The following is a 25,872-nucleotide window of genomic DNA, read 5'->3' on the forward strand; positions in this document are numbered from 1 at the left end:
CGACGGCGTTCCGCTTCTGCCATGGTCGCGCGTTATCGGGCGTGACCGAGGATCCGCCGCAGCGCGTCCGAGAGCAGCGCCTCGGCGTCCGGGGCCGCGGTCGGGTGCCGGAAGGCGACGAACCCGTCGGGCCGTACGAGCAGGGCGCCGGCGTCGGAGATCTCGCTTAGGCGCGCCCAGTCGCCGTACGGGTCCTCGTACCGCTGTCCGGGACCGATGACCACGGTGGCGATCTCGACGTCCTGCGCCTTCGCGGCCCGGATCCAGCCCTCGCCGCCGATGCCGGTCAGCAGGGTGAAGCGACCCTTTCCGACGGTGTCGAGGGTGGAGAGGGTGCGGGTGCCGGAGGTGAGCCAGGCGTGCGGGACGCGGGCGCCGGGGCGGGAGGTGGGTTGGTGGTGGAGTTCGGGGTCGCGCGCGAAGGTCTCCTCGCCGGACCCGTCCGGGACGACCGCGTCCGAGACGTACCGCTGGTTGAGGTCGACGCCGTGCGCGTTGAACTCGTACACCTTGAAGGCGATGGCCTCGCGGAGCCTGGCCCGCTGCTTCTCGGCGGCCTCGCCGGCGTCCTTGCGGGCGGCGATGTTGGCCCACAGCTGTTCGGGGGTCTGCGGGGAGAGTCCGTCGAGGGCCTCGAAGATCGGGGCGGTCTCGCCGATGGACCGGTTGGCCCGGGTGACGACCTGCTTGCCCACGGGGGCGCGTTCTGCGGTGTAGGTGTCGAGGAGCTTCGGCGAGGCGGTGCCGTCGAGGACGAGCTTCAGCTTCCAGGCGAGGTTGTAGGAGTCCTGGATGGAGGTGTTGGAGCCGAGGCCGTTGGACGGCGGGTGGCGGTGGGTGGCATCACCGGCGCAGAAAACCCGGCCCTGGGAGTAGGTCTCGGCGTACATCTCGTTGACGGTCCAGGCCGAGGACGACTTGATGGTCACCGGGCTCTCGTCGTCGCCGATCAGCTGCCGTACGACGGACTCGGCGTACTCGGTGGTCAGATCGGGGGCGCCCGCCGTGACGTCGTACCCCCACACGATCATCCACTCGTTCCACGGCCGCACACAGCGCACCAGACCCGCGCCGATGCCGCCGACGGTCGCGCCCGGGGCGAGGACCCAGTAGAGGGTGGAGGGCCGGTGGGCGGTGTACTTGCCGAGATCCGCCTCGAAGACGATGTTGATGCTGCCGGCCACGCCCATCTGGCCGCTCATCGGGAGCCCGGCGTCCTCGGCCACCTTCGAACGGCCGCCGTCCGCGCCGATCAGATACTTCGCGCGGATCTCGTACGTGTCCCCGCGCAGCCGGTCCCGCACGGTGGCCGTCACGCCGTCGGCGTCCTGGGTGTGGGAGAGGTACTCGGTCTGGAAGCGCAGGCTGGTGCCGCGGGCGACGGCGGCGTCGACGAGGACGGGCTCCATGAGGTGCTGCGGCATGTCGCACATGCGGGTGGGGCTGGCGAGTTCGTGGGCGGCCTGGACGAGCGGGTCGTTGCCCCATGAGCGCACCCGGCCCAGTTCCTCGCCGGCGAGGCTGGTGCAGAAGGTGGTGTTGCCCATCAGGTGCTGCGGGGTCGCCTGCGCGATGACGTCCTGTTCGACCCCGAGGTCGCGCAGCACCTCCATGGTCCGCTGGTTGGTGATGTGCGCACGGGGGGTGTCGGCGAGGCTCGCGTAGCGGGTCACGACGATGTTGGGCACGCCGTAGCTGCTCAGCGCGAGCGCGGCGGAGGCTCCGGCCGGTCCGCTGCCTACGATCAGGACGTCGGTCTCAACGACGGTGGACACGGGCGCTCCAGGCGGGGGCTCACGGATGGCGGACAGTCTTGATCATGCTGGGACGAGACGGTGCGCGGGTGTCTCAATACGAGACATCTGGGGCTGGGCGGGGGGCGCCGGGCGGCGGGGGCGAGGGTGTCGGGGTGACTTGCCGGACGGGGGGCGGCTGCCGGGGGGGTGGGCGGCGAGGTGACGACCACTGCGCGGAGTGGAGAGGCGCGCCATACGGAACCCGGCATCCGCGCGAAGTGGTCCACACGCCGGGATCGGCGCCCGCGCGAGCGAGGTGAGCGACGAGGGAGGTGGCGACCACTGCCCGGAGCGGAGTGGCGCGCCATACGGAACCCCGCGCCCGCGCGAGATGATCCGCAGACCGGGAACCGGCGCCCGCGCGGGGCGGCGGCGAGGCCAGGACCCGGAGGACCCCGGCATCCGCGCGAAGGGTCCCCACGCCGGGGATCGGCGCCCGCGCGAGGTGAGCGACGAGGCGAAGACCTGCTGCGCGCCGAGGAGTAGAAGCAGTACCGGACCACGGCAGCTGCGCAGCGCGGAGTGGCGCACCATACGGAACCCCGCGCCCGCGCGAGATGATCCGCAGACCGGGAACCGGCGCCCGCGCGGGGCGGCGGCGAGGCCAAGCCCGCAGCGCGCCGAAGAGCAGAAGCAGTACCTGACAGCGGCAGGTGCGCGGAGCAGAGCGGCGCGCCATACGGAACCCGGCATCCGCGCGAAGTGAGCGACGAGGGAGGCGACGATCGCTGCGCGGAGCGGAGTAGCGCGCCGTGCAGAACCCCGCGCCCGCGCGAGCGCCGGGAATCGGCTCCCCGCGGGGTTCACGGCGAGGCGAAGACCCGCAGAGCGGCGCGCCATACGGAACCCGGCGCCCGCGCGAAGTGGTCCGCAGACCGGAAACCGGCGCCCCCGGGGTGGGCAGCGGGCCGGGTCCGGAGAGGTGCTGGCCGGACGGGGCTGTGCAGGTTTGTTGGCACGCTGGATGTCGGCGGGGGCGCAGCTCGGTTGACGGTCCGACGACGGCCGGGGTGCCGTGTGTTCCGTATGGGGAGTGCCCCGGGAGTTGGCCAGAGTGCGGGACGGCCGCCCCGCGTGGTCGTCGTGGTGGATGCCGGGCACCCGGTACCGCCGGCACCCAGGGCGGTCGTTGTCTGTTCAACCGAACCCGCTACGGTGGGTGGGTCGTGACCACCACAGAGCCCTCCCCCGCAGTCCACGCCCGCCCACCGCTGCGAGTGGCGCGCGAGCGCTTCCTGGCCGGGCGCCCGCTGCCCGACGGTGTGCCGGAAGAGGTCCTCGCGGCATGGCGGCGGGCCCGCTTCTTCGGTGTGCCGCACGACTTGAAGGAACCCGTCGCCGGCCCGCCCCGGCCGGTGGAGTCGGCGCTGCTCGGCGCCGCCCGTCCGGTGCTCGAACGGATCGCCCCCGCTCTGGGCACCGGCAACTCCGTCCTCCTGCTCACCGACGCGCGGCTGCGGGTGCTGTGGACGTCCGGGAGCACGCCCGGGATCGCCCCGTGCCCGGGACTGTCGGAGCAGGAGGTCGGTCACAACAGCGCGGCCCTCGCCCTGCGCGGCCGGCGCCGGGCCGAGGTGCACGGCCCCGAGCACTTCCTCGACCTGTGGCAGGAGGTGTCGGCGGTCAGCGTCCCGGTGCTCGCGCCGAAGAGCGGTCAGGCACTCGGCACCCTCACCGTCGCCTCCCACCTGCGCGGTGGACGCCCGCCCCACCCGCAGGCCGCGCTCGCCGAGGCCGCCGCCGCCGCGGTCGAGGCCGCCCTGCTGGCCCGCGCGGGACGGCCCGAACAGGTCCTGCTGGACGCCTACTTGCGCGCCACGCGGGGAGAGAGCCGTGCGGTGGCCGCACTGGACGGCCGCAACCGCCTGATCAGCGCGGCGGCGGAGCGGCTGGCGACTCCGGAGGTGCTGCGGGCCCTTGAGCGTACGGCGACGACGGCACGGCACTCCAACGCGCCGGCGATCGCCGAGTTGCCCGAAGGAGCAGGCTGCGCTGCCCGGATCGACCTGGTGCGTCAGGAGGACGCGGTCGTGGGGATCGTGGCCGTCCTGGAGCCACGGGACGAGGACGCCCCGAGGCCCCGGCCGCGCCCACTGCCCCGGCTGGCCGGGTCCTCCCTCCCGTGGCGGTACGCCGTGGAGCGCGCCGCCGAACTGGCCCGCTCCCCCGAACCCGTGCTGCTGACCGGTGAACGGGGGACGGGAAAGACCGCGCTGGCCCGGGAGTTGCTGGGGCCGGGCGACGTCCGGCTCGTCGACGCGGCCGAAGAGGGCCGACTCGAAAGGGACTTGGCGGAACGGACCGCCGGAGTCCCCCTCGTCCTCCGGCACGCCGAGCGGCTGACGCAGCCCGCCGTGGCCACGCTCAACTCCCTGCTCGACACCCACCCGGACACCCGGCTGCTGATCACCCACACCCCGGGAACTCCGCCCGGCCCCTGCCTCCAGCGGCTCCTCGACAAGCTGGCCGCCCGCACGGTCGTACTGCCACCGCTGCGTGAACGCACCGAGGACATGAGGGAGTTGCTGTCGGCCCTCGCGCCGCGCCCGGCGCCGGGGACTCCTCCGCTGACCTGGACGCTGGACGCCCTGCGCGCCCTCGAACAGCATCCGTGGCCCGGGAACGTCACCGAACTCGCCCACGTGGTCCAGGCGCTGGCGGAACACCGGCGGGCCTCGGGGCCGGTCCGCCGGGCCGAACTGCCGGACACCGTGCGGGAGGGCCCCGCCGCCCGTCCGCTCAGCCCGATGGAGCACGCCGAGCGCGCCGCGATCCTGGAGACCCTGCACCGCCACGGCGGCAACAAGTCCCGCGCGGCGGCGGCCCTCGGCATCGGACGGGCGACGCTGTATCGCAAACTGCGGGAGTACGAGGGCTGAGAAGTTGAGGATGGCGGTGGACCGCCCGGACCGCCCATAGTCGTGCCAGCCCGCACGCCGCTGTCCGGACCAGCCGCCGGAGTGCGGACCTCACCGGACTGCCGAGCGCCCCCGGGGGCGTACCGCTCGCGGCATGCCGGATCCCCGTACACCGTTCCCTGGAGTCGTCATGCCCGGATCCGTGCCCCTGTCCCCCGCCCCGGTGGACGACACCGCCGCTTCTCCCGTCGCCGTGTCGGGCCCGGCTCATCTGCTGCGGGTGACCCTGCTGATGGCCGGCAGCTGTCTACCGATCCTGGGCGCGGTGCTGATCGCCCCGGTGCTGCCGAAGATGCAGGACCACTTCGCGTCCGTACCGGGGGCCAAGGCCCTCGTGCCGCTCGCGCTGACCGTTCCCGCACTGGCCCTGGCGTTGCTCGCGCCGTTCGCCGGGGTGCTCGTGGACCGGCTCGGGCGCAGGTGCCTGCTGATCGTGTCGACCCTGTTGTACGCCGTGTTCGGTGCCGCGCCGCTCTGGCTGGAGTCCCTGGGCGCGATCATCGCGAGCCGGGCGCTGGTCGGGGTCACCGAGGCCGCGATCATGACGTGCTGCACGACCCTGATCGGGGACTACTACTCGGGGCGGCAGCGGGTGAAGTACCTCGCGCTCCAGACGATGTGCGCCTCCGCCTCGGCGACCGTGTTCTTCGTGCTCGGTGGCGCGGCGGGGTCGGCAGGCTGGCGGGTGCCGTTCTGGGTGTACGCCGTGAGCCTGGTGCTGGCGCCGCTGATGGTCTCGGCCCTGCGCGGCCCCACCGGGCGACCGGCCGCGGAGGTGAGCCCGGCCGGTGTTCGACGGGGCTTTCCCTGGCGGCAGTTGGGCGGGGTCTGCGCGCTGACCTTCTTCGGGGCGATGGTGTTCTAACCGTGCCGGTCGAGATGTCGTACCTGCTCGACGACCTCGGGGTGGAGAACTCGGGGGTGATCGGTCTGGCCACGGCGATCGCCAGTGCGGCCACGGTGGGCGGGGCGATCACCTTCGCCAGCCGCAGGCGCTCGCCCGAGGCGATGCTGCCCGCCGTGCTCGCGGTGTGCGCGGCCGGTTTCGGAGTGATGTCCCTCGCGGGGAACGCTCCCCTGCTGGTGGCCGGCGCGGTGATCAACTGCGTGGGTACGGGGATGCTGCTGCCGGCGCTTCTCACGAGTGCCATGTCCCGGTTGGCCTTCGAGGACCGGGGGCGCGGGACCGGACTGTGGACGGCCGCGTTCTTCGGCGGCGAGTTCGTGTGCCCGCTGGTGCTGCTGGCCGGGGAGTCGGCCGTGGGCAGCCTCGCGGGTGCGGTGGGGGTTCTGGGCGTGGTCTCGCTGCTGGTCGCCGCCGGGCTCATGGGCGTACGACGACGGGTGGGGACACCGGGCGCACGTCCTGTTCCGGATGAGGTGATCTGACGGCGGCCCCCTCGGGGGCGGCGCGGGGCCGCTGCCCTGTGCGGCTCCGCCGTGCGGGCCCTCACTCCAAGGTCGCCCCCACCTCCGCCGCCTTCTGGCGCAGCCAGATGTGCGCCGCGTCCTGCGCGTGCACCGGATGCCACCACATCGCCTCCTGCACCGGCACCGCCTCGAAGGGACAGGGCAGGACCCGCACCGCCGCGGAACGCACCGCCCGCCGGGCCAGCCGTTCCTGGATCATCGCGACCCGCCGGGTGCCCTCGACCATGAGGGGCAGCAGCTGGAACGTCTGCACGGACACCTCGACCCGGGGACTGACGCCGATCATGCTGAGCTGGCGCGCGGCGGGAGCGTCGTAGGGACGCTGGTAGACCGCCCAGGGCAGCTTCGAGAGCTGGTCGAGGGTGAGGGCGTCGCCCACCTCGGGGTTGTCGTCGGCGACCATGCACAGCCATCGGTCCTGGTGGACGTCCACCGCGGGGAAGCCGTCGATGATGCCGTGCGGCATCAACAGCCCGTCGACCGTGCTCAGTACCGTGCCCGTGTTCTCCACGACCGAGGGCGCCGGGTGCTGGAAGGCGAGGCGGATGCCGGGTGCCTCCCGGTGCAGTAACCGGGCGAGTGCCGATCCGAAGACCGCCGCCCCGTAGTCGGAGGCCAGCAGGGTGAACTCGCGGGTCTCGGCGGCCGGATCGAAGTCGGGCTGGCTGGAGAAGACCCGCTCCAGCAGATCGCACGCGGTGGCGCTGCGGTCCCGCAGGGCCACGCCGAGCGGGGTGAGTTCGTAGGCGTTGCCGGTGCGGGCGAGCAGGTCGTCGTCGAAATGGCGGCGCAGCCGGGAAAGGGCCGCGCTCATCGCGGGCTGGCTCAGCCCGACCCGCTCGCCGGCCCGGGTGACGTTGCGCTCCTCCAGGAGGGCGCGCAGGGCTACGACCAGGTTGAGGTCGAGTCGGGACAGGTTCACCGGCACCACCTAGCAGCTAGAAGCGAGCATCCACATCGTGGATCTGACATATCCATGAGATTTATCACCGTGATTGTCACAGCGAGGTCAGAGTAGACGTCAACCCGGCGGAGGACGACATCAGCCTCCGGAATGATCACCTGCGCGAGGATGTGCGGACGGCACCGCTCCGGTACCGGCCGCCCGCCGTCGTACCCGCGAAAGGCGTTCAGCGGGCGTCCGGCCGCTCCCCCGATCGGCGGGGCGCCGCTCCGGGCCGGAGCGGGCCTGCATACCGTAGAGGCAGATCATCACCTGCCCGGGAGCGCGCATGACCGGTAGCCGCCGCCAGAGACCCGGCGACACCTTCGACGCCATCGAACCTCCGGGCGACGCCGAACTGGTCGCCGGAGTGGTGGGCGTGACCGCCCTGGTCGAGGCCCTGGGCGTGCTGTCCGGGTCCGAGGTGTGGCTCCTCGGGCTCCTGGTGTTCCTGCCGGGCGCCGCCTCGGCGCTGGGCACGGTCCGGCAGACCACGTTCGTCGCCGTGTGGACGACCGTCGTCGTCACCGCCAGCGTGCTGCTGCGGGACCGCGACGGGGGCCACTGGTTCGACCGGCTCCTGCTGATCCTGTTCACCGTCGTCCTGGCCGCGACCTCGGTCTACGGATGCCACCGCCGGATCCGACGCGAGCACGCGATGCTGCGCCTGCGTTCCACCGCAGCGGCCATGCAGCGGCACATCCTGCATCCCCTCCCCCTGCTCACCGACGACGTCCTGGTCAACGGCGTGTACGAACCCCTGCAGGAGGAGCGGCTCGTCGGCGGTGACATCTACGACGTCGTCGACTCGCCCTTCGGGACCCGGGTGCTGATCGGGGACGTGCAGGGCAAGGGGCTCGCCGCGGTGGGCTCCGCGTTCGCCGTCATCGGCGCCTTCCGGGAGGCGGCCCACCGCGAACCCACCCTCACCGCGCTCGTGGACGCCCTGGACGCGGCCGTCGTACGGCACAACTCCTATGCCACCCACACCGGCGACGACGAACGCTTCGTCACCGCCCTCATCATCTGCGTCGACGCGGAGACCGAGGTGCAGGCCGTCAACTGCGGACATGTCCTGCCGCATGTGCTGGACCACGGGACGGTCACCACCCCCGACCTCGATCCCGGCGTCCCGCTGGGCCTGGCCGAGCTCGCGCACGAGCCCACCACCGTGGGCTGGTTCGACTTCCCCGAGGGCGCGACGCTGCTGCTGAGCACCGACGGCCTGACGGAGACGCGCTCCGCCGACGGCACCTTCTACCCCGTCGACGAGCGCCTGTCGAAGTACGTCGGGCTCTCCCCCACCGAGCTGCCGCAGGCCCTGCACGAGGACGCCCGCGCGTTCGCCGGACGCGGCGGCCCGCACGACGACGTCGCCGTCCTGACGGTCCGCCGCTCCCCACGCCTTTGATGCCGCCCAGCCGTCCGCCGGTTGCACCGAGCGGCTGCCGGGTGCGGCGACGGTGTCCTCGTCTCGGATGACGGCGAGGCCAGCGGCCCGGGTGACACCGGAGAGACCGAGGACACGCCGGTAAGAGAGCACTGCTCGTAGAAGGCGAGCGTCACGGCGGCGGTCCGCTGTACGGCCTCGGCATCGACGTTGACCACGCCGGGCACGAAGACCGCGGTCCGGGGTGCGGGCGGCCCGCGGACTCGGCCGCGGCGGTGGCGGCCGACTCGATGTGTGGGCGGGGGGCGGGGCGCGTGGTCCGGTCGGCAACGGCAGGATGCCGTCGGCGAGTTCCGCGGAGACACGCGGGGTCTGCGGCGCCATGGCGGCGCCCAGGACCGGCACCGGCGGTTCGGCACCTGGCACCGTGGGTGGCAGTCAGCAGCTCGCCGTTGAAGGCGGCGCCGCCCGTCTCCACCACGTGGCGCAGTGCGGTGAGGAACTCCCGGAGCCGCGGCCGGCGAGGGAGGATCGCGCCCGGAGGTCTGCCCGAAACACCCGGAGTGTGTGCGGCTCAACGGCCTTACGGTGCGCGGGAATTCCTGCCCTGGCGGGGCGACTTGACGACCGCTCCGGGGCAGGGGAGCCGAGAGACGGGCCGGACGTCGCGGCGTGGGCCGGTGGTCCCGGCGGGGTGCGCGGCGGGGTGCGCGGCCGCCGTAGCATCGGCTCCATGGACAAGCTTCCGCCGCTGACCGACGGCTCTCTCGACGAGGAGGCGGACGCGTTCCAGCGCCTGCGGCCCCGGCTGTTCGGGATCGCCTACCGGATCCTGGGCAGTGTGTCCGAGGCCGAGGACGTGGTGCAGGACGTGTGGCTGCGGTGGCAGGACACCGACCGCAGCGCGGTGCTCATTCCCGGGGCGTTCCTGGCGAAGATCACCACGCGGCTGGCGATCAACGTGGCCCAGTCGGCGCGGGTGCGCCGGGAGGCGTACGTCGGGCCGTGGCTGCCGGAGCCCGTGGACACCAGTGTGGATCCGCAGGTCGGCGCGGAGCGCGGCGAGGCGCTGGAGCTGGCCGTGCTGCTGGTCCTGGAGAAGCTGAATCCCGTGGAGCGGGCGGCCTATGTGCTGCGGGAGGCGTTCGACTACCCGTACGACGAGATCGCGGGCATCGTGCAGCTGACCCAGGCCAATGTGCGGCAGATCGTCAGCCGGGCACGCAAGCGGCTGTCCGCCGAGCACCGTGGTCCGGTCGACACGGTGGAGCACCGCCGGCTGCTGGACGCCTTCGTCGCGGCGGCGCAGCACGGTGACGTGGCGGCCCTGGAGAGCGTGCTGTCGGCCGACGTGGTGGCCTACGCGGACGGCAACGGGCTGCGCGGCGTGGCGCGCCTGGAGGTGGTGGGCGCGGGCCGGGTGGCCAGGATCAGCGCCTTCGTCGACAAGCTCATCCCGGGGGCCGAGTTCGCCTTCGCCGAGGCCAACGGTCTGCCCGTCCTGCTCATCCGCAAGGGCGGCGAGACCGTCGGTCTGGTGAGCGCCACGGTCGGGGCGGACGGCATCGAGGCCCTGTACTGGGTGCTGGCGCCGGAGAAGCTCCGGGCGTACGAGCGGTCGTCGGACCGGCTCGCACGCCGGAAGCCGTAGCCCCTTGCGGCGGTGCCGGGGGCCGGCCCGGTCCGCAGCAGTGGCCCCCGGAACCGGTCCGGTCCGCAGCGGTGGCCCGGAACCGGTCCGGTCCGCCCGCCCACCCGCCAGGCCGAGCCCGCCCGCCCGCCCGCCGGGGGTCAGTTCCGCCGGAGCCAGTCCTCGTAGCGGGTGGCCGCCGTGTCCACGGCGTCGTCGCCGGTCAGGACACCGTCCGGGATGCCCGCGAACATCCCGGCGCTCTCGTCGGTGACGACGGTGCGGCCGTCCGGCCTCGCCGCCAGGGTGAGCTCCGCGAGCCGGTCCAGGCGGTGGACCTCGGGGCCCGCCTTGAGGCGCAGGCCGTTCACGGGCTCGCCCAGGGCCGTCTCGGCGACGACGGCGGCGACGTCCGCGGCGGCGATCGGGCGCAGCTGCGTGGAGGGCAGGCGCACCTCCTGGCCCTGGGTGGTCAGGTCCATCACCGGCGCGACGAACTCGAAGAACTGTCCGACCCGCACGATGCTGAAGGGCACACCGCTCCCGCGCACGGCCTCCTCCTGGGCGACCTTGGCCAGGTAGTAGCCGAGCCCGGGCACCTCGTCGACGCCGATGATGGACAGCGCCACGTGATGGCGTACCCCGGCCTCACGCTCCGCCGCGGTGAGATTGCGCATCGCGCGGGTGAAGAAGTCGAGGGCGGCCTCCTTCTCGAAGGACGGGGAGTTCGCCACGTCCACGACCACGTCCGCGCCCTTGAGGACCTCGGTCAGGCCCTCCCCGGTGAGGGTGTCGACGCCCGTGCTGGGCGCGGCCGCCACGGCCTCGTGACCGCGGTCCTGGAGCAGGGTCACCACCTGCGACCCGATGCGGCCCGTACCTCCGACGACGACGATCTTCATCTGTGTCTCCTGTTCGTGTTCGGGGTTTCCCAAGCAGGACAAGGCAGCGGCGGGATCTGTGACAGTCGGGGCATCCGACTGCGGCGGAACGGCGGCGGGGCGGATGATCTGAACAACCACCCCGGTGCGCCGCGTTCTTAGAAGTGGACGCGAGGCGAACCAGAACCGTGAGGCCATCTTGTCGAACACACCGACCGCCATCCGCCGGGGCTGGGGAACGCGCAACTGGCGCGTGGCCAGAAAGCTCCAGGCCATCCTTCTCATCCCGGTGATCGTCGCGCTTGTCCTCGGCGGCATACGGGTCAAGCGTTCCGTGGACACCTGGCAGAACGCCGACGACGCGGTCCGCGTGGCCGAGCTCGTCCAGGCCGCGAACAAGTACGCCAGCGACGCCATCGACGAGCGTGATGTGTCGGTCATTCCCCTGGTCAAGGGCGACCGGACGGCGAGTGTGGTCGCGAAGGCCCGGGCGGTCACGGACGCGGACGCGAGGAGGTTCGACGAGGCGGTGCAGCGGATGCCGCAGACCGCCGGACTGCAACGCCGGGTCGAACTCGTCCGCATCGGCGAGAAGCAGCTCGCGACCGTGCGCGCGAACGCCTTCACCTCCCGGCTGACCGGCGTCCAGACCGAGGAGAGCTACCACGCCGTCCAGCACCCGCTGATGGAGATCTCCAACGAACTCGGCTTCGGCAGCAACAACCAGGCGAGCTTCGGCCGCACCCTCTACGCCGTCTCCCTCACCCAGGCCGCCGAGTCCCTCATCCGGGCGATCGGCACCCACCTCCTGGTCGAGGACCGCGACAAGCTCGCCCCGGGTGAACTCCAGGCCCAGCTCGGCTCGTTCAGCTCCTACGTCTATCTCGAACAGGTCGCGCTCCAGGAGTACGCCGGCGCCGGCACCGCCGGTGACATGACCCGGCTGCGCAAGGCGCTGTCCGACGCGGAGAAGCTGGGCCGGGAACAGGCCGCCAAGGCCCGGACACAGGCCGAGGCGGCGGGGCGGACCTTCGTGGCCCCGCCGAGCCTGGAGAAGATGGCCGCCGAGATCGCCACGGGCAAGTCGGCGGCTCAGCTCGCCGCGCAGGGCATCACACCCGAGACGTTCTTCGCCGCCTCCACCCTCAGCTTCGACGCGTACCGCGGTGTCGAGGTGTACCTCACCGACAGCGCGCTGGCGGACGCCCACAGCATCGCCGACGACGCCCGCAACGACGCCATCCTGAACGCCGCCCTGGTCCTGGCCGCGGTCCTCGCCGCGTTCCTGCTCGCCGCCTGGGTAGCCCGGACGATGAGCAGCAGCATGCGCCGGCTCAGCGCCTCGGCCCACGAGATCGCCGAGCAGCGTCTTCCCGCGCTGCTCACCCAGCTCACCCGGGCCATCCCCGGGCGGGTGGACGCCCGGGTGGCGACGATCCCGATCACCACCACGGACGAGATCGGCGAGGTGGCCCGCGCCTTCGACCACGTGCACCGCGAGGCCGTCCGGCTCGCCGCCGAACAGGCGCTGCTGCGCGCCAACATCAACACGATCTTCAGCAACCTGGCGCGCCGCAACCAGTCGCTGATCGAGCGTCAACTCGCCCTGATCACCAGTCTGGAGGGCAAGGAGGCCGACCCCGACCAGTTGGAGAACCTCTTCAAGCTGGACCATCTCGCCACCCGTGTGCGCCGCAACGGCGAGAACCTCCTCGTGCTCGGCGGCGAGACCCCCGCCCAGCAGTGGGACCAGCCCCTGCCCCTGGTCGACGTGATCCGCGCCGCCGCCTCGGAGGTCGAGCAGTACGAGCGGGTCGAGCTGTCGGGGGTCCCGGAGGCCGAGATCCACGGCCGCGCGGTGACCGACCTGGTGCACCTGCTGGCCGAACTCCTGGAGAACGCGACGACGTTCTCGCCGCCGCAGTCCCGGGTCCACGTCACGGCGGCGCGGCTGCCCGACGGCCGGATCATGGTCGAGATCCACGACCGGGGCATCGGGCTGCCGCCGGAGGAGCTGGCCGACATCAACCACCACCTGGCCGAGCCGCCCACCGTGGACGTGGCGATCTCCCAGCGCATGGGCCTGTACGTGGTCGGCCGGCTCGCGGACCGGCACGGCATCCGCGTCCAGCTGCGCCCCTCGGAGGGGGGCCAGGGCACGACGGCTCTGGCGATGCTCCCGGACACGATCACCTACCGAGGCGCGGGTACGGAGTCCGACGTCGACACCATGGCCCTGGCGGCCTACGCGGACACCGGCTTCCCCGAGGGGGCCGCCCGCGGTTACGAGGCCTGGAACGACCGGTAGGCGGCCGGCACGGTAAATCGCCTTGGTCCCGGGGCCCGTGTCACGGCAGGATGATCGTTGGGGGTCCGACCCTACGAGGGGAACGGTGGATGAGGCGGAACCGGCTCGGAACGACCGATGTGCACGTCACGGAGCTGGGCTTCGGTGGCGGTCCGCTCGGCGGACTCTTCGCACCGCTGGACGACGAGACGGCCGCGGGCGCCCTGGAGGCGGCCTGGGACAGCGGGATCCGCTACTTCGACACCTCCCCGCACTACGGCATCGGCCACTCCGAACGCCGCACCGGCGCCCTGCTCCGGGACCGGCCGCGCGAGGAGTTCACCCTCTCGACGAAGGTCGGCCGGCTGCTGGTGCCGCAGGACCCGGCGGGCCGTACGGACGAGAGCTTCGCGGTGCCCGCCACCCACCGCAGGGTGTGGGACTTCACGCGCGACGGTGTGCTGCGCAGTGTGGCGGACTCGCTGGAGCGGATGGGCGTGGACCGCATCGACGTGCTGTTCCTGCACGACGCGGAGGAGCGTTTCGAGGACGCGTTGCGCGAGGGCTACCCGGCTCTCGCCGAACTCCGCGCCCAGGGCGTGGTGGGCGCGATCGGCGCGGGGATGTACCACCCCGGCAAACTGAGCCGGCTGGTCAGGGAGTCGGACGTCGACGTCGTGATGCTGTCCGGCCGGTACACGCTCCTGGACCACAGTGCCCTGGACGAACTCCTGCCCGCCTGCACGGATCGCGGGGTCTCGGTCCTCGCGGCGTCGGTCTTCAACTCCGGTCTGCTCGCCACCGCCCGCCCCACCGAGGGCAGCACCTTCGACTACGCCCCCGCCGCGCCGGGGCTCGTACGGCGCGCGCACCGGATCGCCGACGTCTGCGAGGCGCACGGCGTGACCCTCCCGCAGCTGGCGATGGCGTTCCCGCTCCGGCACCCGGCGGTCGCGGGCATCGTCGTCGGCATGCGGTCGGCGGAGGAGGTGCGCAGCAACACGGCGGCGTTCGGCGTGGAGATCCCGGCCCGGCTGTGGGACGACCTGCGCGGCGAGGGACTCCTGGACGAACGGGCGCCCGTGCCGTGACGTGCACGCGCACCCGGGCGATCGGGCGCGATAGGTTCCCTCTCCGGAGACATACGGAGGTGCCGTGGGCGAGCAGGACGCGCAGAGGGAGATCACGAACGCCAAGGAGGCGGCGGACGACGCGCTGGTCCTGGCGTTCGGGCGGCTCCAGGGCGCGGCGAACCGGCTGGAGTACATCCTCGGTCGGCGGATCGAGGAGGAGTGCGGGATCAGCCATCTGATGTACGAGGTGCTGCTGATCCTGGGACGGGCGGGCGAGCCGGGCCTGTCGATGCGGGCGATCGGTCAGGAGCAGGTGCTCAGCACGGGCGGGGCGACGCGGCTGGTCGACCGCATGGAGGCGGCGGGTCTCGTGCGCCGCGTCACGGACCCGGACGACCGGCGGGGACGCCTGGTGCGTCTGACCCCTCTGGGCGAGGAGACCGTCGTACGCGCTTCCCGGCTCCACGTGGAGAACATAAAGCGGTACTTCCTGGATCCCCTCCCGGCCGCCCACCGCGAACGCTTCGCCGAGGACCTGCGCATCCTCAGCCACGCGGCCCGGGACTCCCTGCCCCAGCTGCCCTGACCCCCGGCGGCCCGGCCGCGCCGAGCGGTCCGCTGCGACGCAGATCACTCGACCGGGCCTTCCCGCGTTGAAATATCTGACGCGTCAGATAATGTTGGCGGGGGTGAGTGTCCGCACCAGGCGGACCCCACGTCCCCCGAGGTCCTCGATGAAGCTCGTCTACGTCTTCGACGCCTACTGCGGCTGGTCCCACGGTTTCTCCGCCCCCTTGCGCGAACTCGTCGCACGTCACCCCGAACTGCCGGTCGAGGTCGTCTCCGGCGGGCTGTTCACCGGCGCCAGGCGGGTCCCGATCCGGGAGTTCGGCTACGTCCAGGGGGCCAACGCCCAGATCGCCGAGCTGACCGGTGCCCGGTTCGGCGAGGGCTACGAGCGGCTGATCGCCGACGGTTCCTTCGTCATGGACTCCGAGGCCGCCGCCCGCGGTGTCGCCGCCCTGCGCCGGGCCGCACCGGAGCGGGCCGCGGAACTGGCCACGGACCTCCAGAAGGCCTTCTACGTCGACGGCCTGAGCCTGTCCGACCCGGCGACCTACCGGAAGCTCGCCGCGGACGCAGGGCTGGACGCCGAGGCCGTGGTCGCCGCCTTCGAGGCTCCCGAGGCGGCGGCGGAGGCCCGGGCGGACTTCCGCCGCAGCGCCGAACTGGGCGTCACCGGTTTCCCCACCCTGCTCGCCGTCGACGGCGAGCGTGTCGTCCGGCTGGCCCAGGGCAGCGCCCGCGCCGACGAGATCGAGCGGCTGCTCGCGAGCCTTTCCTGACCGCACCCCGCACCCCCGCCTCCCCACCCACCCCGCAAGGAGCAAGAGCATGAGCACTCTCTCTTTCAAGGTCCTCGACCTCGATTTCCCGGCCGGCAGCAAGAACAAGACGGCGACCCTCGTCACTGGTGAGAGCGAGGCGCTGCTGGTGGACGCCGCGTTCACTCGCGCCGACGGCCACCGCCTGGCCGCCGAGATCATCGACTCCGGCAAGACGCTGACCACCGTCTTCGTCTCCCACGCCGACCCGGACTTCTACTTCGGCGCCGAGGTGATCGCCGACGCCTTCCCGGAGGCGAAGTTCGTCGCGACCCCGATCGTCATCGAGCACATCGCCCACTCCTACGAGGGCAAGCTCAAGGCCTGGGCCGCGCTCGGCGCCAACCTCCCCACCCGCCTGGTCGACCTCGAACCCCTCACCGGCGACCTCAGCCTGGAGGGCCACACCTTCGACCTCAAGGGCGGCCCGGCCGGCCTGCCCGACCGCCACTACCTGTGGCAGGCCGAGTCCCGCGCGCTGCTCGGCGGCGTCCTGCTCTTCCAGCAGGAGCACGTCTGGGTCGCCGACACCCCCACCCCCGACGACCGCGCCGCCTGGATCGACCTGCTCGACGAAATGGCCGCCCTGGCACCGGAGTTGGTCGTGCCCGGCCACCGCCTGCCCGGCACCGCCGCCGACGCCTCCGCGATCACCGCCACCCGCGAATACCTGATCGCCTTCGAGGAAGAGCTCGGCAAGGCCGCCGACGGCGCCGCGCTCACCGAGGCACTCGTCAAGCGGTACCCGGACAACGGCATGCTGATCGCCGCCCAGATCGGTGCGAAGGTCGCCAAGGGCGAGATGAAGTGGGGCTGACCATGAGCCAGTTCGCCTTGTCGACGGCCCCCGCCGACGTCGTCCGCCGCCAGTACCTCGCCTCCGCCGCCGGGGACCTGGAAGCCCTGCGCGCCACCCTCGCCCCCGACGTGGAGTGGACCGAGATGGCCGGCTTCCCGCTGGCCGGGACCTACCGCACTCCCGACGGGGTCACCTCCAACGTCATGGAACAGCTCGGCAAGGACTGGGACGGCTGGACCGCTCACGACGACACCTACGTCGTCGACGGCGAGAACGTCGTCGTCCTGGCCCGCTACACCGCGGCCAACAAGGCCACCGGCAAACGGATCGACGTCCGCGTCGCGCACCACTTCGTCGTACGCGGCGGACTCATCGTCCGCTTCGAACAGTTCGTCGACACCGCGCTCGTCCGCCAGGCCATGACGGCCTGAGACGCCGCGGCGGCAGCCGGGCACAAGGAGGGCGCACGCCTGCCCCTGGAGGACGGTTCGCCCACGGTTCCGGTGATGCCGGGCCGTCGGTCCGTCCTCCTGGCAGGATGGCTCGTATGGAACGTGTGCTGGGAATCGGCGGATACTTCCTCAGGGCCGCAGACCCCGTGGCCCTGAGCGCGTGGTACCGCGACCACCTGGGCCTGGAGGCCGACGAGAACGGCTTGTGGCGGCAGGAAGCCGGGCCCACGGTGTTCGCGACGTTCGAGGCCTCGACCGACTACTTCGGGTCCCGCGCCCAGCAGACCATGCTCAACTTCCGGGTCCGCGACCTGGAGGCGATGCTCGCGCAGTTGCGCGCCGGCGGGGCGGACGTGGCCGAGGAGACGCAGGACATGGAAGGGGTCGGTCGATTCGGCTGGGTCACCGATCCGGAGGGCCATCGCATCGAGCTGTGGCAGCCCGCCGACTGACCCACCGAAGGAATCCGGCTCTCGGCGGGCCGGACGGATGAACCCCTGGCACGGCTCTCAGCCGGTGTGCCGGATCCGGAAGCGGCCGGGTTCCGCCGGATCCCGGTCGACGATCTGGACCGGCGCCCGGTCCCACTGCCACACCCCGGTGCCGGGCCCGCGGGAGAACCGGATCTGCCCGCGGGTGCCCTCGACGGTCACGTGCGGCCAGGCGGCGGCGATGCCCGCCCGCTCCGTCCCGTGTGCGCGCAGCACGTCGGCGAGGACGGCGATCGTGTCGTAGCCCTCGAAGGCCACGAAGGACGGCGTCTCGGCCAGCCGCTCGCGGAGGACGGCCTCGACCCGCGCGCCGAGAGGGCCCAGGCGCTCGGGCAGATAGCGCAGGAACGGGATCGCGGTGCCGTCGTCGCCCAGCGACCTCGCCCACTCGGCGAACTCGGGCTGACCGGCCGGGGCCCCGACCATGATCTCGGCGAGGCGCTGGTCGCGGCGGACGGACCTGACGAGCGGCACGGCCGGCTCGGGAAAGCCGGCCAGGAGCAGCAGGGCCGTCGCGCGCTGTTCGACGAGCTGTTCGTACACGGCCGCGGGGGTGAGCGCCCGGGCATCGAGTTCGATGACGGTGCCACCGCGTGGAGCGAAGTGGTCCCGCAGAATCCGGGCCCCCGCCGCCCAGTAGGCGCTCGCTTCGGCCGCCACGGCGACTCGGGTGTGGCCCGCTCCGAGGAGGAAGTCCGCGTAGACCCGCCAGCCGTGGGACTGCGGCGGGGGGAGCCGCGCCACCCGGTGCGTCGGCTGCTCGGTCAGCGCGTCGAGCACGGCCGACGAGCAGAGGAAGGGCAGGCCGAGGGCGTCGGCCCTGGTGGCAGCGGCGCGGGCGACCACACTGTGGTACTCGCCCGCCACCGCGGCCACGCCCAGCCGAGCCAGTTCGTCCACGGCGGCCGCGGCCCGCCGCGGATCGGCCGCGGTGTCCCGGACCAGCAGCTCAAGCGGTCGTCCGCCGATCCCGCCGGCCTCGTTGACCTCACCGACGCCCAGCTCCAGGCCGGCGAGCAGGTGCCGGCCCGCCTCGACCCAACCGGGTCGTGTCAGCGGAACGAGAACGCCGATCCGAACCGGCCGGGCCGTACGCGGCTGGATGCTCATGCCGGCTATTGCATCCATCGCTGCCGCCCGCGGGCAACCCGTTGAGGCGACGGGCTCACTCGTCGTCGGGGAACTCCCCCGCGAACGCGCCGGCCATCCGCAGCCAGGGCTCCGCCTCCTCGGGACGGCCCAGTCGCTGCAGGGTGCGTCCCAGCATCAGGTGGGCGTAGTGCTCCACCGGATCGCGTTCGACGATCACCCGCAGCTGGTCCTCCGCACGGCGCAGTTGTGCGGAGTGGTAGTAGGCACGGGCCAGCAGCAGCCGGGGACCGGTCTGCTCCGGGGCCTCCTCGACGACCTCGGCGAGGAGCTTCGCGGCACCGCTGTAGTCCCGGGCCTCGAACAGCAGCCCGGCCCGCTCCCAGCGCTCGGCGGTGGTCTCCTCGTGCGGCACGCCGACGCCGTTGTCGAAGAGGTGCAGCGCGCTGGCCCAGCGGTCGGGCGCCACCCCGCCGGTCGCCGGGTACGTGTTGAACTGGTCGGTCATGATCCCTCCGTCTCCCGGACGCGTCCTCACGCGGGCCGGAGTGCGGTCAGTGGCTGTTCGAACGGTCAGACGGCCGGTTCGGCGGTCTCGGCGGGCTCCGCCGCCTCGCGGGCGGCGAGCAGGGAGGCGTGGGTGGGGGCGTCCGGCACGCCGGCGGGCCGGTTCCTGGCGAACTCCTCGCGCAGCACGGGTACGACCTCCTCGCCCAGCAGGTCGATCTGCTCCAGCGCGGTCTTCAGCGGGATGCCACCGCCGTCCACGATGAACAGCTGGCGCTGGTAGTCACCCGCGTACGCGCGGAAGGACAGGGTCTTCTCGACGACCTGGTCCGGTGTGCCGACGGTGAGCGGGGTCTGCCGCATGTACTCCTCCATCGAGATCCCGCCTCCCATCACCGGCGAGTGGTCGAAGACCGGGCGGAACTCCCGGACGGCGTCCTGGGAGTTGCGGCGCATGTAGACCTGGCCGCCGAGGCCGACGATCGCCTGCTCGGGGGTGCCGTGGCCGTAGTGCGCGTACCGCTCCCGGTACAGGTCGATCAGCTTCCCGGTGTGCTCCTTGGGCCAGAAGATGTTGTTGTGGAAGAAGCCGTCGCCGTAGTAGGCGGCCTGCTCGGCGATCTCCGGGGAGCGGATGGAGCCGTGCCAGACGAACGGCGCGACCCCGTCCAGCGGCCGGGGCGTTGAGGTGAAGCCCTGGAGCGGCGTACGGAACTTGCCCTCCCAGTCGACGACGTCCTCGCGCCACAGCCGGCGCAGCAGGGCGTAGTTCTCGACGGCGAGGCTGATCCCGTCGCGGATGTCCTTGCCGAACCACGGATACACCGGGCCGGTGTTGCCGCGGCCCATCATGAGGTCGACGCGGCCGTCGGCCAGGTGCTGGAGCATCGCGTAGTCCTCGGCGATCTTCACCGGGTCGTTGGTGGTGATCAGCGTGGTGGACGTCGAGAGGATGATGCGCTCGGTGCGGGCGGCGACGTAGCCGAGCAGGGTGGTCGGCGACGAGGGCACGAACGGCCGGTTGTGGTGCTCACCGGTCGCGAAGACGTCGAGCCCGACCTCCTCGGCCTTCTGCGCGATCGCGGTCATCGCCTTGATCCGCTCGCGCTCGGTCGGGGTACGACCCGTGTGCGGGTCGGTGGTCACGTCCCCGACGGTGAAGATGCCGAACTGCATCGCCCTCAGCCCCTCTGTCGGTTGATACATCAACTATGCCGCTCCAACACACCCCCTCCCCCGGCTATTCCACACCGCCCGAACCACCCGACACCGAGCCGCTCCGCCCGTCCCGGGAGCGCCGCGCTCCCACGCCGAGAACAGTGACTACGCACGGCGGCCCACCACCCGGGGGCGAGGCTTGGCGACCTATGGCAGGTGGAGCTGGACCCGGGGGACGCCACGGCGGGCTTCCCCGCCAAGGACAGTGACGGCGCACGCCCCCCACCCACCGGCGACGCTCGGCGACCCACGCCAGGGATTCCGGGCGATCGGCGAGATCAACCAGCTCCCGGACCTTCACGTCGGGCAGCAGGACCACGCACCCCGCGAAACCCGGCCGAAGGCCACCACCACGCGTGACGGGGTCGCGGACCGGGGGGCCACGGTGGGCTTCCAGGCGCACGCAGACCCCACCACCCACCGGCGACGCTCGGCGACCCACGGCAGGGTTTCCGGGCGAACGGCCAGATCAACCCGCGCCCGGACCTTCATATCGGACCGCAGGACCACGCACCCCGCGAAACCCGACCGAAGCCACCACCACGCGTGACGGGGCCCTCCCGTGCCGTCAGGACGGGTTCTCGTCCATCCTCGCGATGACGCGCTCGGAGAGCTCGGCCAGGACGCGGAGTTCGGCCGGGGTGACATGGTCCACGAACAGTTCGCGTACCGCCTGGACATGACGGGGGGCGGCCGCCTCGATGGCCGCCCGGCCGGCGTCGGTGATGACGACGAAGGCGCCGCGCGCGTCCTCGGCGCACTCCTCCCGGACCACCAGGCCCCGGCCGGTCATCCGCGCGATGTGGTGGGACATCCGGCTCTTCTCCCACTCCAGCGCCCGCGCCAGGTCCTGGTACCGCTGCCGCCCCTCCGGGGTGTCCGTGAGATGGACCAGCACCGCGAAGTCCGCGGGCGACACGTTGGACTCGGACTGCAGCATGCGTCCGAGACGGCCGCCGAGCCGCTCGTGCAGCCGCACGAAGCCGCGCCACGCGCGCTGCTCCTCCGGCGTCAGCCATCGCACCTGTGCGCCCGTGGCCTCGGCGACCGCGATGACCTTCTCGTCGCTCATGGCAGCTGCCCCTGTCCCGGAGAGCGGATAGCGGTTGACGCATCAACTGAAGCACGCCGCCGCTGGCACGACAACTTCCGCCGCGTCCGACTACTCCCCGGTGCCCGGTGCCGGGATGGTGCCCGTCGTCGCCAGTTCCCGGTACCACAGGGCACTGTCCTTCAGGGTGCGGCGCTGGGTCTCGTAGTCGACGTGGACGATGCCGAAGCGCTTCGAATAGCCGTAGCCCCACTCGAAGTTGTCCATCAGCGACCACACGAAGTACCCCCGCAGATCGACACCCGCGGCGAGCGCCCGGTGGGCGGCGAGGAAGTGCCGGTGGAGGTAGTCGACGCGCTCCGGGTCGTGCACGGCGTGGCTGCCGTCGGGCCGGGTGACGAGGTGGTCCTCGAAGGCCGCCCCGTTCTCGGTGACGACCAGCGGCAGGTCCGGGAACCGCTCGTGCAGGTCCAGGAGGAGCTCTTCGAGTCCGTCGGGGTCGATGTTCCAGCCCATCGCGGTGTGCGGGCCCTCCTGCGCGACGAACTCGACCTGGGGCGAGCCGGGCCAGGGCGAGCCGCCCATGTCCTTGTGCCCGTCGTTGTTCTGCCGCGCCGTCGTGCCGTCCCACAGTCGGACCCTGGTGGTGGCGTAGTAGTTGACGCCGAGCAGGTCCAGGGGCTGGTGGATCCGGGCGAGGTCACCGTCCTCGACGAACGACCAGTCCGTGACCCCCGCGGTGTCCTCCAGGAGGTCCTGCGGGTAGTGGCCGCGCAACAGCGGTTCGGTGAAGGCGCGGTTGGCCAGCGCGTCGATCCGGCGTACGGCCTCGTCGGCGCCGGCGCCCTCACCGCGCAGGACGTGGAAGTTGAGGGTGACCGAGTACTGCGGATCGTTGGTGGTGACCTCCCTGAGCTGCTGGACCGCCAGCCCGTGGGCGAGGTTGAGGTGGTGGACCGCGGTCAGCGCGGCGGCGCCGTCACTGCGGCCGGGGGCGTGGGCTCCGGCGCCGTAGCCGAGGTAGGCGGAGCACCACGGCTCGTTCAGCGTGGTCCAGATGGCGACACGGTCGCCGAGGGCTTCGCCCACGACACGGGCGTAGTCGGCGAAGGCGAAGGCGGTCTCGCGGTTCGTCCAGCCGCCCTCGTCCTCCAGGGCCTGCGGCAGGTCCCAGTGGTACAGGGTCGCGACGGGGGCGATGTTCCTCCGCAGCAGGCCGTCGACCAGGCGGCTGTAGAAGTCCAGGCCCTTGGGGTTGACCGGGCCCCGGCCGGTGGGCTGGATGCGCGGCCAGGCGAGGGAGAACCGGTAGGCCTTCAGGCCCAGGGACGCCATGAGGTCGAGGTCCTCGTCGAGGCGGTGGTAGTGGTCGGCGGCCACGTCACCGGTGTCGCCGTTCCACGTCTTGCCCGGCGTGTGGGAGTAGGTGTCCCAGATGGAGGGGCCGCGCCCGTCCTCGTCGGCGGCGCCCTCGATCTGGTAGGCGGCGGTCGCGGAGCCGAGGAGGAAGTGCGCGGGGAAGGACAGGGGCTGGGCTGTCGACATGCGGGTCGCTTTCCGGTGATGGCCAAAAGACGAGGACGGCGTCCTGCGACAACGGTGATGTTAACGTTAACAAGCTGTCAAGGCCTTCGCCCCGATCAATCCCGCTGCCGCCCTGGTCCGCCTCGGAGTGCGCCGCTGCCGGTCATGTCGTCGTGCGCGTCACCGGTCGCCTTCCACCGGCTCGTGGGCCTCAGGAGCCGGCGCGGGGTCCGGCGGTGCTGTGCCGTACGACGAGCCGCGGCGTCAACTTCTGCTGCTGCGCCGGTTCCCCGCCCACCATGCGCACCAACAGCTCGATGGCGCTCCTGCCGAGGTGGGCGAAGTCCTGGCGGACGGTGGTCAGGGCGGGGACCAGGTACCCGGCGCCCTTCATGTCGTCGAAGCCGACGACCGACACGTCGTGCGGCACCTTCACGCCCCGTTCGGCGAGGGCGGCGAGCACCCCCATGGCCATCTGGTCGTTCCCTGCGAAGACCGCGGTGGGCAGGTCGCTGCCCGCGGCGCAGAGTTCGTGGGCCAGGCGGAACCCGCTCTCCGCGCTGAAGTCGCCCTCCAGCCGGGCTCCTTGGGCTGCCGAGGCGGTGAGTTCGGCCTGCCAGCCGTCGACGCGGGCCCGGGCGTCGAAGGTGCGCAGCGCACCCGTCAGATGGGCGATGTTGCGGTGTCCGAGGTCGAGGAGGTGCCGCACCGCGAGCCGGGCGCCGAGCTCCTGGTCGACCTCGACGAAGCTCAGGTCGGGGCTGGGCACGTTGCCGGACATCACCACCGCCACCGGCACCCCGAGCGAGAGGCCGGACAGGGCCTCCACCGTCCCGGGCCGGTCGGCGACGACCGCGATCGCCTCCACCGACTGGTCGGTGAGCCGTTGCAGCGTCTCCAGGAGGTCGCCGGTGCTGCTTTCGCCCTGCCGGCTGGCCAGGCTCACCCAGTAACCTGCCTGCTTGGCCGCGGTCTCCACGCCGAGGAGGATGCGCGGCAGCTCGAAGAGTTCCGAGCCGACGATCACCACGCCGATCGTCGAGGAACGCCGGCTCTTGAGGGCCCTGGCGACGCTGTTGCGGCGGTATCCCAGCTTCTGGATCGCCGCCTCGACCCGGGCCCGGGTCTCCGGCCGGACCGACGGATGGCCGTTGATGACACGGGAGACGGTGATGTGGGAGACGCCGGCCTCCCGGGCCACGTCCATCATGCCCGGCGGCCGGTCCATGTCACTCGTCCTCTGCCCTCGACCCCAGCAGGCGGGCTGCGCCCACCGCCGATACTGTCACAGGCGCCGGGCCACCTCCTCGCCCCTGCCCGGCGCTCAGGACGTGTACCGCGGCGTCCACTGGGCGTTCGTGACCGCCTCCCGCAGCTCGGCCTCCGTCGCCTCGGGGGCGACGCCGTCCTCGACGGCGGCCAGCGCCACCGCGAGCGCGATCTCGCGGGCCGCGTCCCGCATGCTCGCCAGCGGGGGCAGCAGCGGAGTGGCTCCGTCGGTGCCCGCCCGTACCGCGCAGTCCCCCACGGCCCGGGCCGCCGCCACCATCATGCGGTCGGTCACCCGGCCGGCCCGGCAGGCGGTGACCGCCAGCCCGACGGCGGGGAAGACGTAGACGTTGTTGGCCTGCGCGACCGGGACCTCACGGCCGTCCACCGTCAGCGGCGGGAAGGGCGATCCGGCGGCGATCAGGGCCCTGCCGTCGGTCCAGCGGGCCAGGTCGGCGGGGTCGGCCTCGGCGTTCGAGGTCGGGTTGGACAGCGGGAGGATCACCGGCCGGTCGCAGGAGGCGGCCATGGTCCGCACGATCTCCTCGGTGAAGGCGCCGTGGGCCGTGGACAGCCCGATCAGCACCGTCGGCTGCACCTCGGCGACGACCCGGGCGAGATCGGGCGCGTCCCCGCCCCACTGCCGTACCTCGGCCTCGTCGCGGGCGTAGACGCGCTGCTCGGGGGTGAGGTCGGTGCGGGAGTCCACCAGCAGACCGTCGATGTCGACGAACCAGAAACGGCCGGCGGCCTGCTCTTCGGAGAGGCCTTCCTCGACGAGCGCGGTACGGATCATGTCGGCGACCCCGATCGCCGCCGAGCCCGCGCCCAGGACCACGATCCGGTGGTCGGTCAGGGAGGTTCCGGCGACCTTCGTGGCGGTGGTCAGCGCGCCCAGCGCGACGGCCGCCGTGCCCTGGATGTCGTCGTTGAAGGTGAGCAGGCGGTCCTGGTAGCGGCTGAGGATCGGGCGGGCGTGGGCGGTCGCGAAGTCCTCCCACTGGAGCAGGGTGCCGGGCAGTTCGGCCTCCACGGCGGAGACGAACGCCTCGATCATCTCGTCGTAGGCCTCCCCGCTGACGCGGTGCCGCCTGCGGCCGAGGTAGTGCTCGTTCGCGAGCAGCTCCTCGTTGTCGGTGCCGACGTCGAGGAGGATCGGGAGGGTGCGGGCGGGGTGGATGCCGCCGATGGCGGTGTAGAGGCTGAGCTTGCCGATCGGGATGCCCATGCCGCCGACGCCCTGGTCGCCGAGGCCGAGGATGCGCTGGCCGTCGGTGACGACGATGACGTCGACCTCGCCGCCCGGCCGGTTGCGCAGGATCTCCCGGTAGCGGTGCCGGTCCTCGTAGGTCAGGAACAGTCCGCGCGGCCTGCGGTAGATCTCGCTGAAACGGCGGCAGGCCTCGCCGACCGTCGGGGTGTAGACGACCGGCAGCATCTCCTCCAGGTGCCGGGTGAGCAGGCCGTAGAAGAGCACCTCGTTGGTGTCCTGGAGCTGGCGCAGGTAGATGTGCCGGTTGAGGGGCTTGTCGTAGCCGAGGAACGCCTCATAGGCCCGCCTGGTCTGTTCCCCCAGGGTCTGGATCGCCGGTGGCAGCAACCCCTCCAGTCCGAGTTCGGCGCGCTCCTCGGAACTGAAGGCGGTGCCCTTGTTGAGGAGGGGATCGGCGAGCAGGGCCGCGCCGCGGACCTGAGCGGGGCTGTGTGGTGCCATGACGTTCCTCGGGTCGACGGGTTT

20 protein-coding genes and 2 pseudogenes are annotated in these 25,872 nt (G+C 72.3%); 11 read left to right on the forward strand and 11 right to left on the reverse strand.

What is annotated here, in order from left to right; genetic code table 11:
- Positions 1 to 32: 32 nt before the first annotated feature.
- The gene (locus AQI94_RS13855) at positions 33 to 1,775 is read right to left on the reverse strand and encodes an FAD-dependent oxidoreductase (RefSeq protein WP_031053412.1); all 1,743 of its coding nucleotides are present in this window, start codon (positions 1,773 to 1,775) and stop codon (positions 33 to 35) included.
- 1,187 nt (positions 1,776 to 2,962) lie between these two features.
- Here AQI94_RS13855 and AQI94_RS13860 point away from each other — a divergent pair.
- On the forward strand, positions 2,963 to 4,675 hold the full coding sequence (locus tag AQI94_RS13860; protein ID WP_079062541.1) for a helix-turn-helix domain-containing protein: 1,713 nt from the start codon (positions 2,963 to 2,965) through the stop codon (positions 4,673 to 4,675).
- A gap of 169 nt (positions 4,676 to 4,844) precedes the next feature.
- Positions 4,845 to 6,103: pseudogene (locus tag AQI94_RS13865) on the forward strand (MFS transporter).
- 61 nt (positions 6,104 to 6,164) lie between these two features.
- Here the strand turns inward: AQI94_RS13865 and AQI94_RS13870 are convergent.
- A complete protein-coding gene (locus tag AQI94_RS13870) occupies positions 6,165 to 7,067 on the reverse strand; it encodes a LysR family transcriptional regulator (RefSeq protein ID WP_031046794.1) in 903 nt (300 codons plus the stop codon).
- Positions 7,068 to 7,377: 310 nt separating this feature from the next.
- Here AQI94_RS13870 and AQI94_RS13875 point away from each other — a divergent pair, with 310 nt between their 5' ends.
- Entirely contained in the window at positions 7,378 to 8,499 is a 1,122-nt protein-coding gene (locus AQI94_RS13875; RefSeq protein ID WP_031046792.1) for a PP2C family protein-serine/threonine phosphatase, read from the forward strand.
- Positions 8,500 to 8,541: 42 nt separating this feature from the next.
- Here AQI94_RS13875 and AQI94_RS45575 read toward each other — a convergent pair.
- Positions 8,542 to 8,992, reverse strand: a pseudogene (locus AQI94_RS45575) (LLM class flavin-dependent oxidoreductase); the annotation flags it as partial.
- Positions 8,993 to 9,211: 219 nt separating this feature from the next.
- Here AQI94_RS45575 and sigJ point away from each other — a divergent pair.
- Entirely contained in the window at positions 9,212 to 10,129 is a 918-nt protein-coding gene (gene sigJ, locus AQI94_RS13880; RefSeq protein WP_031046790.1) for an RNA polymerase sigma factor SigJ, read from the forward strand.
- Positions 10,130 to 10,269: 140 nt separating this feature from the next.
- Here the strand turns inward: sigJ and AQI94_RS13885 are convergent, their stop codons facing one another.
- The gene (locus AQI94_RS13885; RefSeq protein ID WP_031046785.1) at positions 10,270 to 11,010 is read right to left on the reverse strand and encodes an SDR family oxidoreductase; all 741 of its coding nucleotides are present in this window, start codon (positions 11,008 to 11,010) and stop codon (positions 10,270 to 10,272) included.
- Between the two features lie 178 nt (positions 11,011 to 11,188).
- Here AQI94_RS13885 and AQI94_RS13890 point away from each other — a divergent pair, with 178 nt between their 5' ends.
- From AQI94_RS13890 to AQI94_RS13920, 7 genes are all read left to right on the forward strand, one after another.
- Complete coding sequence (locus AQI94_RS13890; protein ID WP_037942630.1) at positions 11,189 to 13,297, forward strand: sensor histidine kinase; 2,109 nt, start codon at positions 11,189 to 11,191, stop codon at positions 13,295 to 13,297.
- Between the two features lie 89 nt (positions 13,298 to 13,386).
- Positions 13,387 to 14,367, forward strand: a complete 981-nt coding sequence (locus tag AQI94_RS13895; protein ID WP_031046778.1) for an aldo/keto reductase — start codon at positions 13,387 to 13,389, stop codon at positions 14,365 to 14,367.
- Between the two features lie 64 nt (positions 14,368 to 14,431).
- A complete protein-coding gene (locus AQI94_RS13900) occupies positions 14,432 to 14,935 on the forward strand; it encodes a MarR family winged helix-turn-helix transcriptional regulator (protein ID WP_031046774.1) in 504 nt (167 codons plus the stop codon).
- A 148-nt stretch (positions 14,936 to 15,083) separates the two neighbouring features.
- Positions 15,084 to 15,695 carry a DsbA family protein gene (locus AQI94_RS13905; protein ID WP_031046771.1) on the forward strand — a complete coding sequence of 204 codons (612 nt, stop codon included), beginning with the start codon at positions 15,084 to 15,086 and terminating at the stop codon, positions 15,693 to 15,695.
- 49 nt (positions 15,696 to 15,744) lie between these two features.
- Positions 15,745 to 16,551, forward strand: coding sequence for an MBL fold metallo-hydrolase (locus AQI94_RS13910; protein ID WP_031046768.1), 807 nt, complete (start codon positions 15,745 to 15,747; stop codon positions 16,549 to 16,551).
- A 2-nt stretch (positions 16,552 to 16,553) separates the two neighbouring features.
- The gene (locus AQI94_RS13915; protein ID WP_031046766.1) at positions 16,554 to 16,964 is read left to right on the forward strand and encodes a nuclear transport factor 2 family protein; all 411 of its coding nucleotides are present in this window, start codon (positions 16,554 to 16,556) and stop codon (positions 16,962 to 16,964) included.
- Positions 16,965 to 17,080: 116 nt separating this feature from the next.
- Positions 17,081 to 17,437, forward strand: coding sequence for a VOC family protein (locus tag AQI94_RS13920; protein ID WP_031046763.1), 357 nt, complete (start codon positions 17,081 to 17,083; stop codon positions 17,435 to 17,437).
- Positions 17,438 to 17,494: 57 nt separating this feature from the next.
- Here AQI94_RS13920 and AQI94_RS13925 read toward each other — a convergent pair whose 3' ends face one another.
- The 7 genes from AQI94_RS13925 to AQI94_RS13955 form a co-directional block, all read right to left on the reverse strand.
- The gene (locus tag AQI94_RS13925) at positions 17,495 to 18,586 is read right to left on the reverse strand and encodes an ABC transporter substrate-binding protein (protein ID WP_031046761.1); all 1,092 of its coding nucleotides are present in this window, start codon (positions 18,584 to 18,586) and stop codon (positions 17,495 to 17,497) included.
- A 55-nt stretch (positions 18,587 to 18,641) separates the two neighbouring features.
- The gene (locus tag AQI94_RS13930; protein WP_031046759.1) at positions 18,642 to 19,073 is read right to left on the reverse strand and encodes a tetratricopeptide repeat protein; all 432 of its coding nucleotides are present in this window, start codon (positions 19,071 to 19,073) and stop codon (positions 18,642 to 18,644) included.
- A 65-nt stretch (positions 19,074 to 19,138) separates the two neighbouring features.
- On the reverse strand, positions 19,139 to 20,248 hold the full coding sequence (locus AQI94_RS13935) for an LLM class flavin-dependent oxidoreductase (protein ID WP_062229747.1): 1,110 nt from the start codon (positions 20,246 to 20,248) through the stop codon (positions 19,139 to 19,141).
- 610 nt (positions 20,249 to 20,858) lie between these two features.
- Complete coding sequence (locus tag AQI94_RS13940) at positions 20,859 to 21,362, reverse strand: MarR family winged helix-turn-helix transcriptional regulator (RefSeq protein WP_051832900.1); 504 nt, start codon at positions 21,360 to 21,362, stop codon at positions 20,859 to 20,861.
- A gap of 90 nt (positions 21,363 to 21,452) precedes the next feature.
- Entirely contained in the window at positions 21,453 to 22,886 is a 1,434-nt protein-coding gene (locus AQI94_RS13945) for a GH1 family beta-glucosidase (RefSeq protein WP_031058609.1), read from the reverse strand.
- A gap of 190 nt (positions 22,887 to 23,076) precedes the next feature.
- Complete coding sequence (locus tag AQI94_RS13950; protein ID WP_031058606.1) at positions 23,077 to 24,093, reverse strand: LacI family DNA-binding transcriptional regulator; 1,017 nt, start codon at positions 24,091 to 24,093, stop codon at positions 23,077 to 23,079.
- Positions 24,094 to 24,189: 96 nt separating this feature from the next.
- Entirely contained in the window at positions 24,190 to 25,848 is a 1,659-nt protein-coding gene (locus AQI94_RS13955; protein WP_031058602.1) for an NAD-dependent malic enzyme, read from the reverse strand.
- Positions 25,849 to 25,872: the final 24 nt, after the last annotated feature.

The sequence above is a fragment of the Streptomyces pseudovenezuelae genome, assembly GCF_001513955.1.
Lineage (GTDB): Bacteria > Actinomycetota > Actinomycetes > Streptomycetales > Streptomycetaceae > Streptomyces > Streptomyces pseudovenezuelae.

What these genes read in the sequence shown, in the direction of transcription:
- AQI94_RS13875 (WP_031046792.1), top strand. Translation starts at nt 7,378, where the DNA reads ATGACCGGTAGCCGCCGCCAGAGACCCGGCGACACCTTCGACGCCATC.
- sigJ (WP_031046790.1), top strand. Translation starts at nt 9,212, where the DNA reads ATGGACAAGCTTCCGCCGCTGACCGACGGCTCTCTCGACGAGGAGGCG.
- AQI94_RS13885 (WP_031046785.1), bottom strand. Translation starts at nt 11,010, where the DNA reads ATGAAGATCGTCGTCGTCGGAGGTACGGGCCGCATCGGGTCGCAGGTG.
- AQI94_RS13895 (WP_031046778.1), top strand. Translation starts at nt 13,387, where the DNA reads ATGAGGCGGAACCGGCTCGGAACGACCGATGTGCACGTCACGGAGCTG.
- AQI94_RS13905 (WP_031046771.1), top strand. Translation starts at nt 15,084, where the DNA reads ATGAAGCTCGTCTACGTCTTCGACGCCTACTGCGGCTGGTCCCACGGT.
- AQI94_RS13910 (WP_031046768.1), top strand. Translation starts at nt 15,745, where the DNA reads ATGAGCACTCTCTCTTTCAAGGTCCTCGACCTCGATTTCCCGGCCGGC.
- AQI94_RS13915 (WP_031046766.1), top strand. Translation starts at nt 16,554, where the DNA reads ATGAGCCAGTTCGCCTTGTCGACGGCCCCCGCCGACGTCGTCCGCCGC.
- AQI94_RS13920 (WP_031046763.1), top strand. Translation starts at nt 17,081, where the DNA reads ATGGAACGTGTGCTGGGAATCGGCGGATACTTCCTCAGGGCCGCAGAC.
- AQI94_RS13925 (WP_031046761.1), bottom strand. Translation starts at nt 18,586, where the DNA reads ATGAGCATCCAGCCGCGTACGGCCCGGCCGGTTCGGATCGGCGTTCTC.
- AQI94_RS13930 (WP_031046759.1), bottom strand. Translation starts at nt 19,073, where the DNA reads ATGACCGACCAGTTCAACACGTACCCGGCGACCGGCGGGGTGGCGCCC.
- AQI94_RS13935 (WP_062229747.1), bottom strand. Translation starts at nt 20,248, where the DNA reads ATGCAGTTCGGCATCTTCACCGTCGGGGACGTGACCACCGACCCGCAC.
- AQI94_RS13940 (WP_051832900.1), bottom strand. Translation starts at nt 21,362, where the DNA reads ATGAGCGACGAGAAGGTCATCGCGGTCGCCGAGGCCACGGGCGCACAG.
- AQI94_RS13945 (WP_031058609.1), bottom strand. Translation starts at nt 22,886, where the DNA reads ATGTCGACAGCCCAGCCCCTGTCCTTCCCCGCGCACTTCCTCCTCGGC.
- AQI94_RS13950 (WP_031058606.1), bottom strand. Translation starts at nt 24,093, where the DNA reads ATGGACCGGCCGCCGGGCATGATGGACGTGGCCCGGGAGGCCGGCGTC.
- AQI94_RS13955 (WP_031058602.1), bottom strand. Translation starts at nt 25,848, where the DNA reads ATGGCACCACACAGCCCCGCTCAGGTCCGCGGCGCGGCCCTGCTCGCC.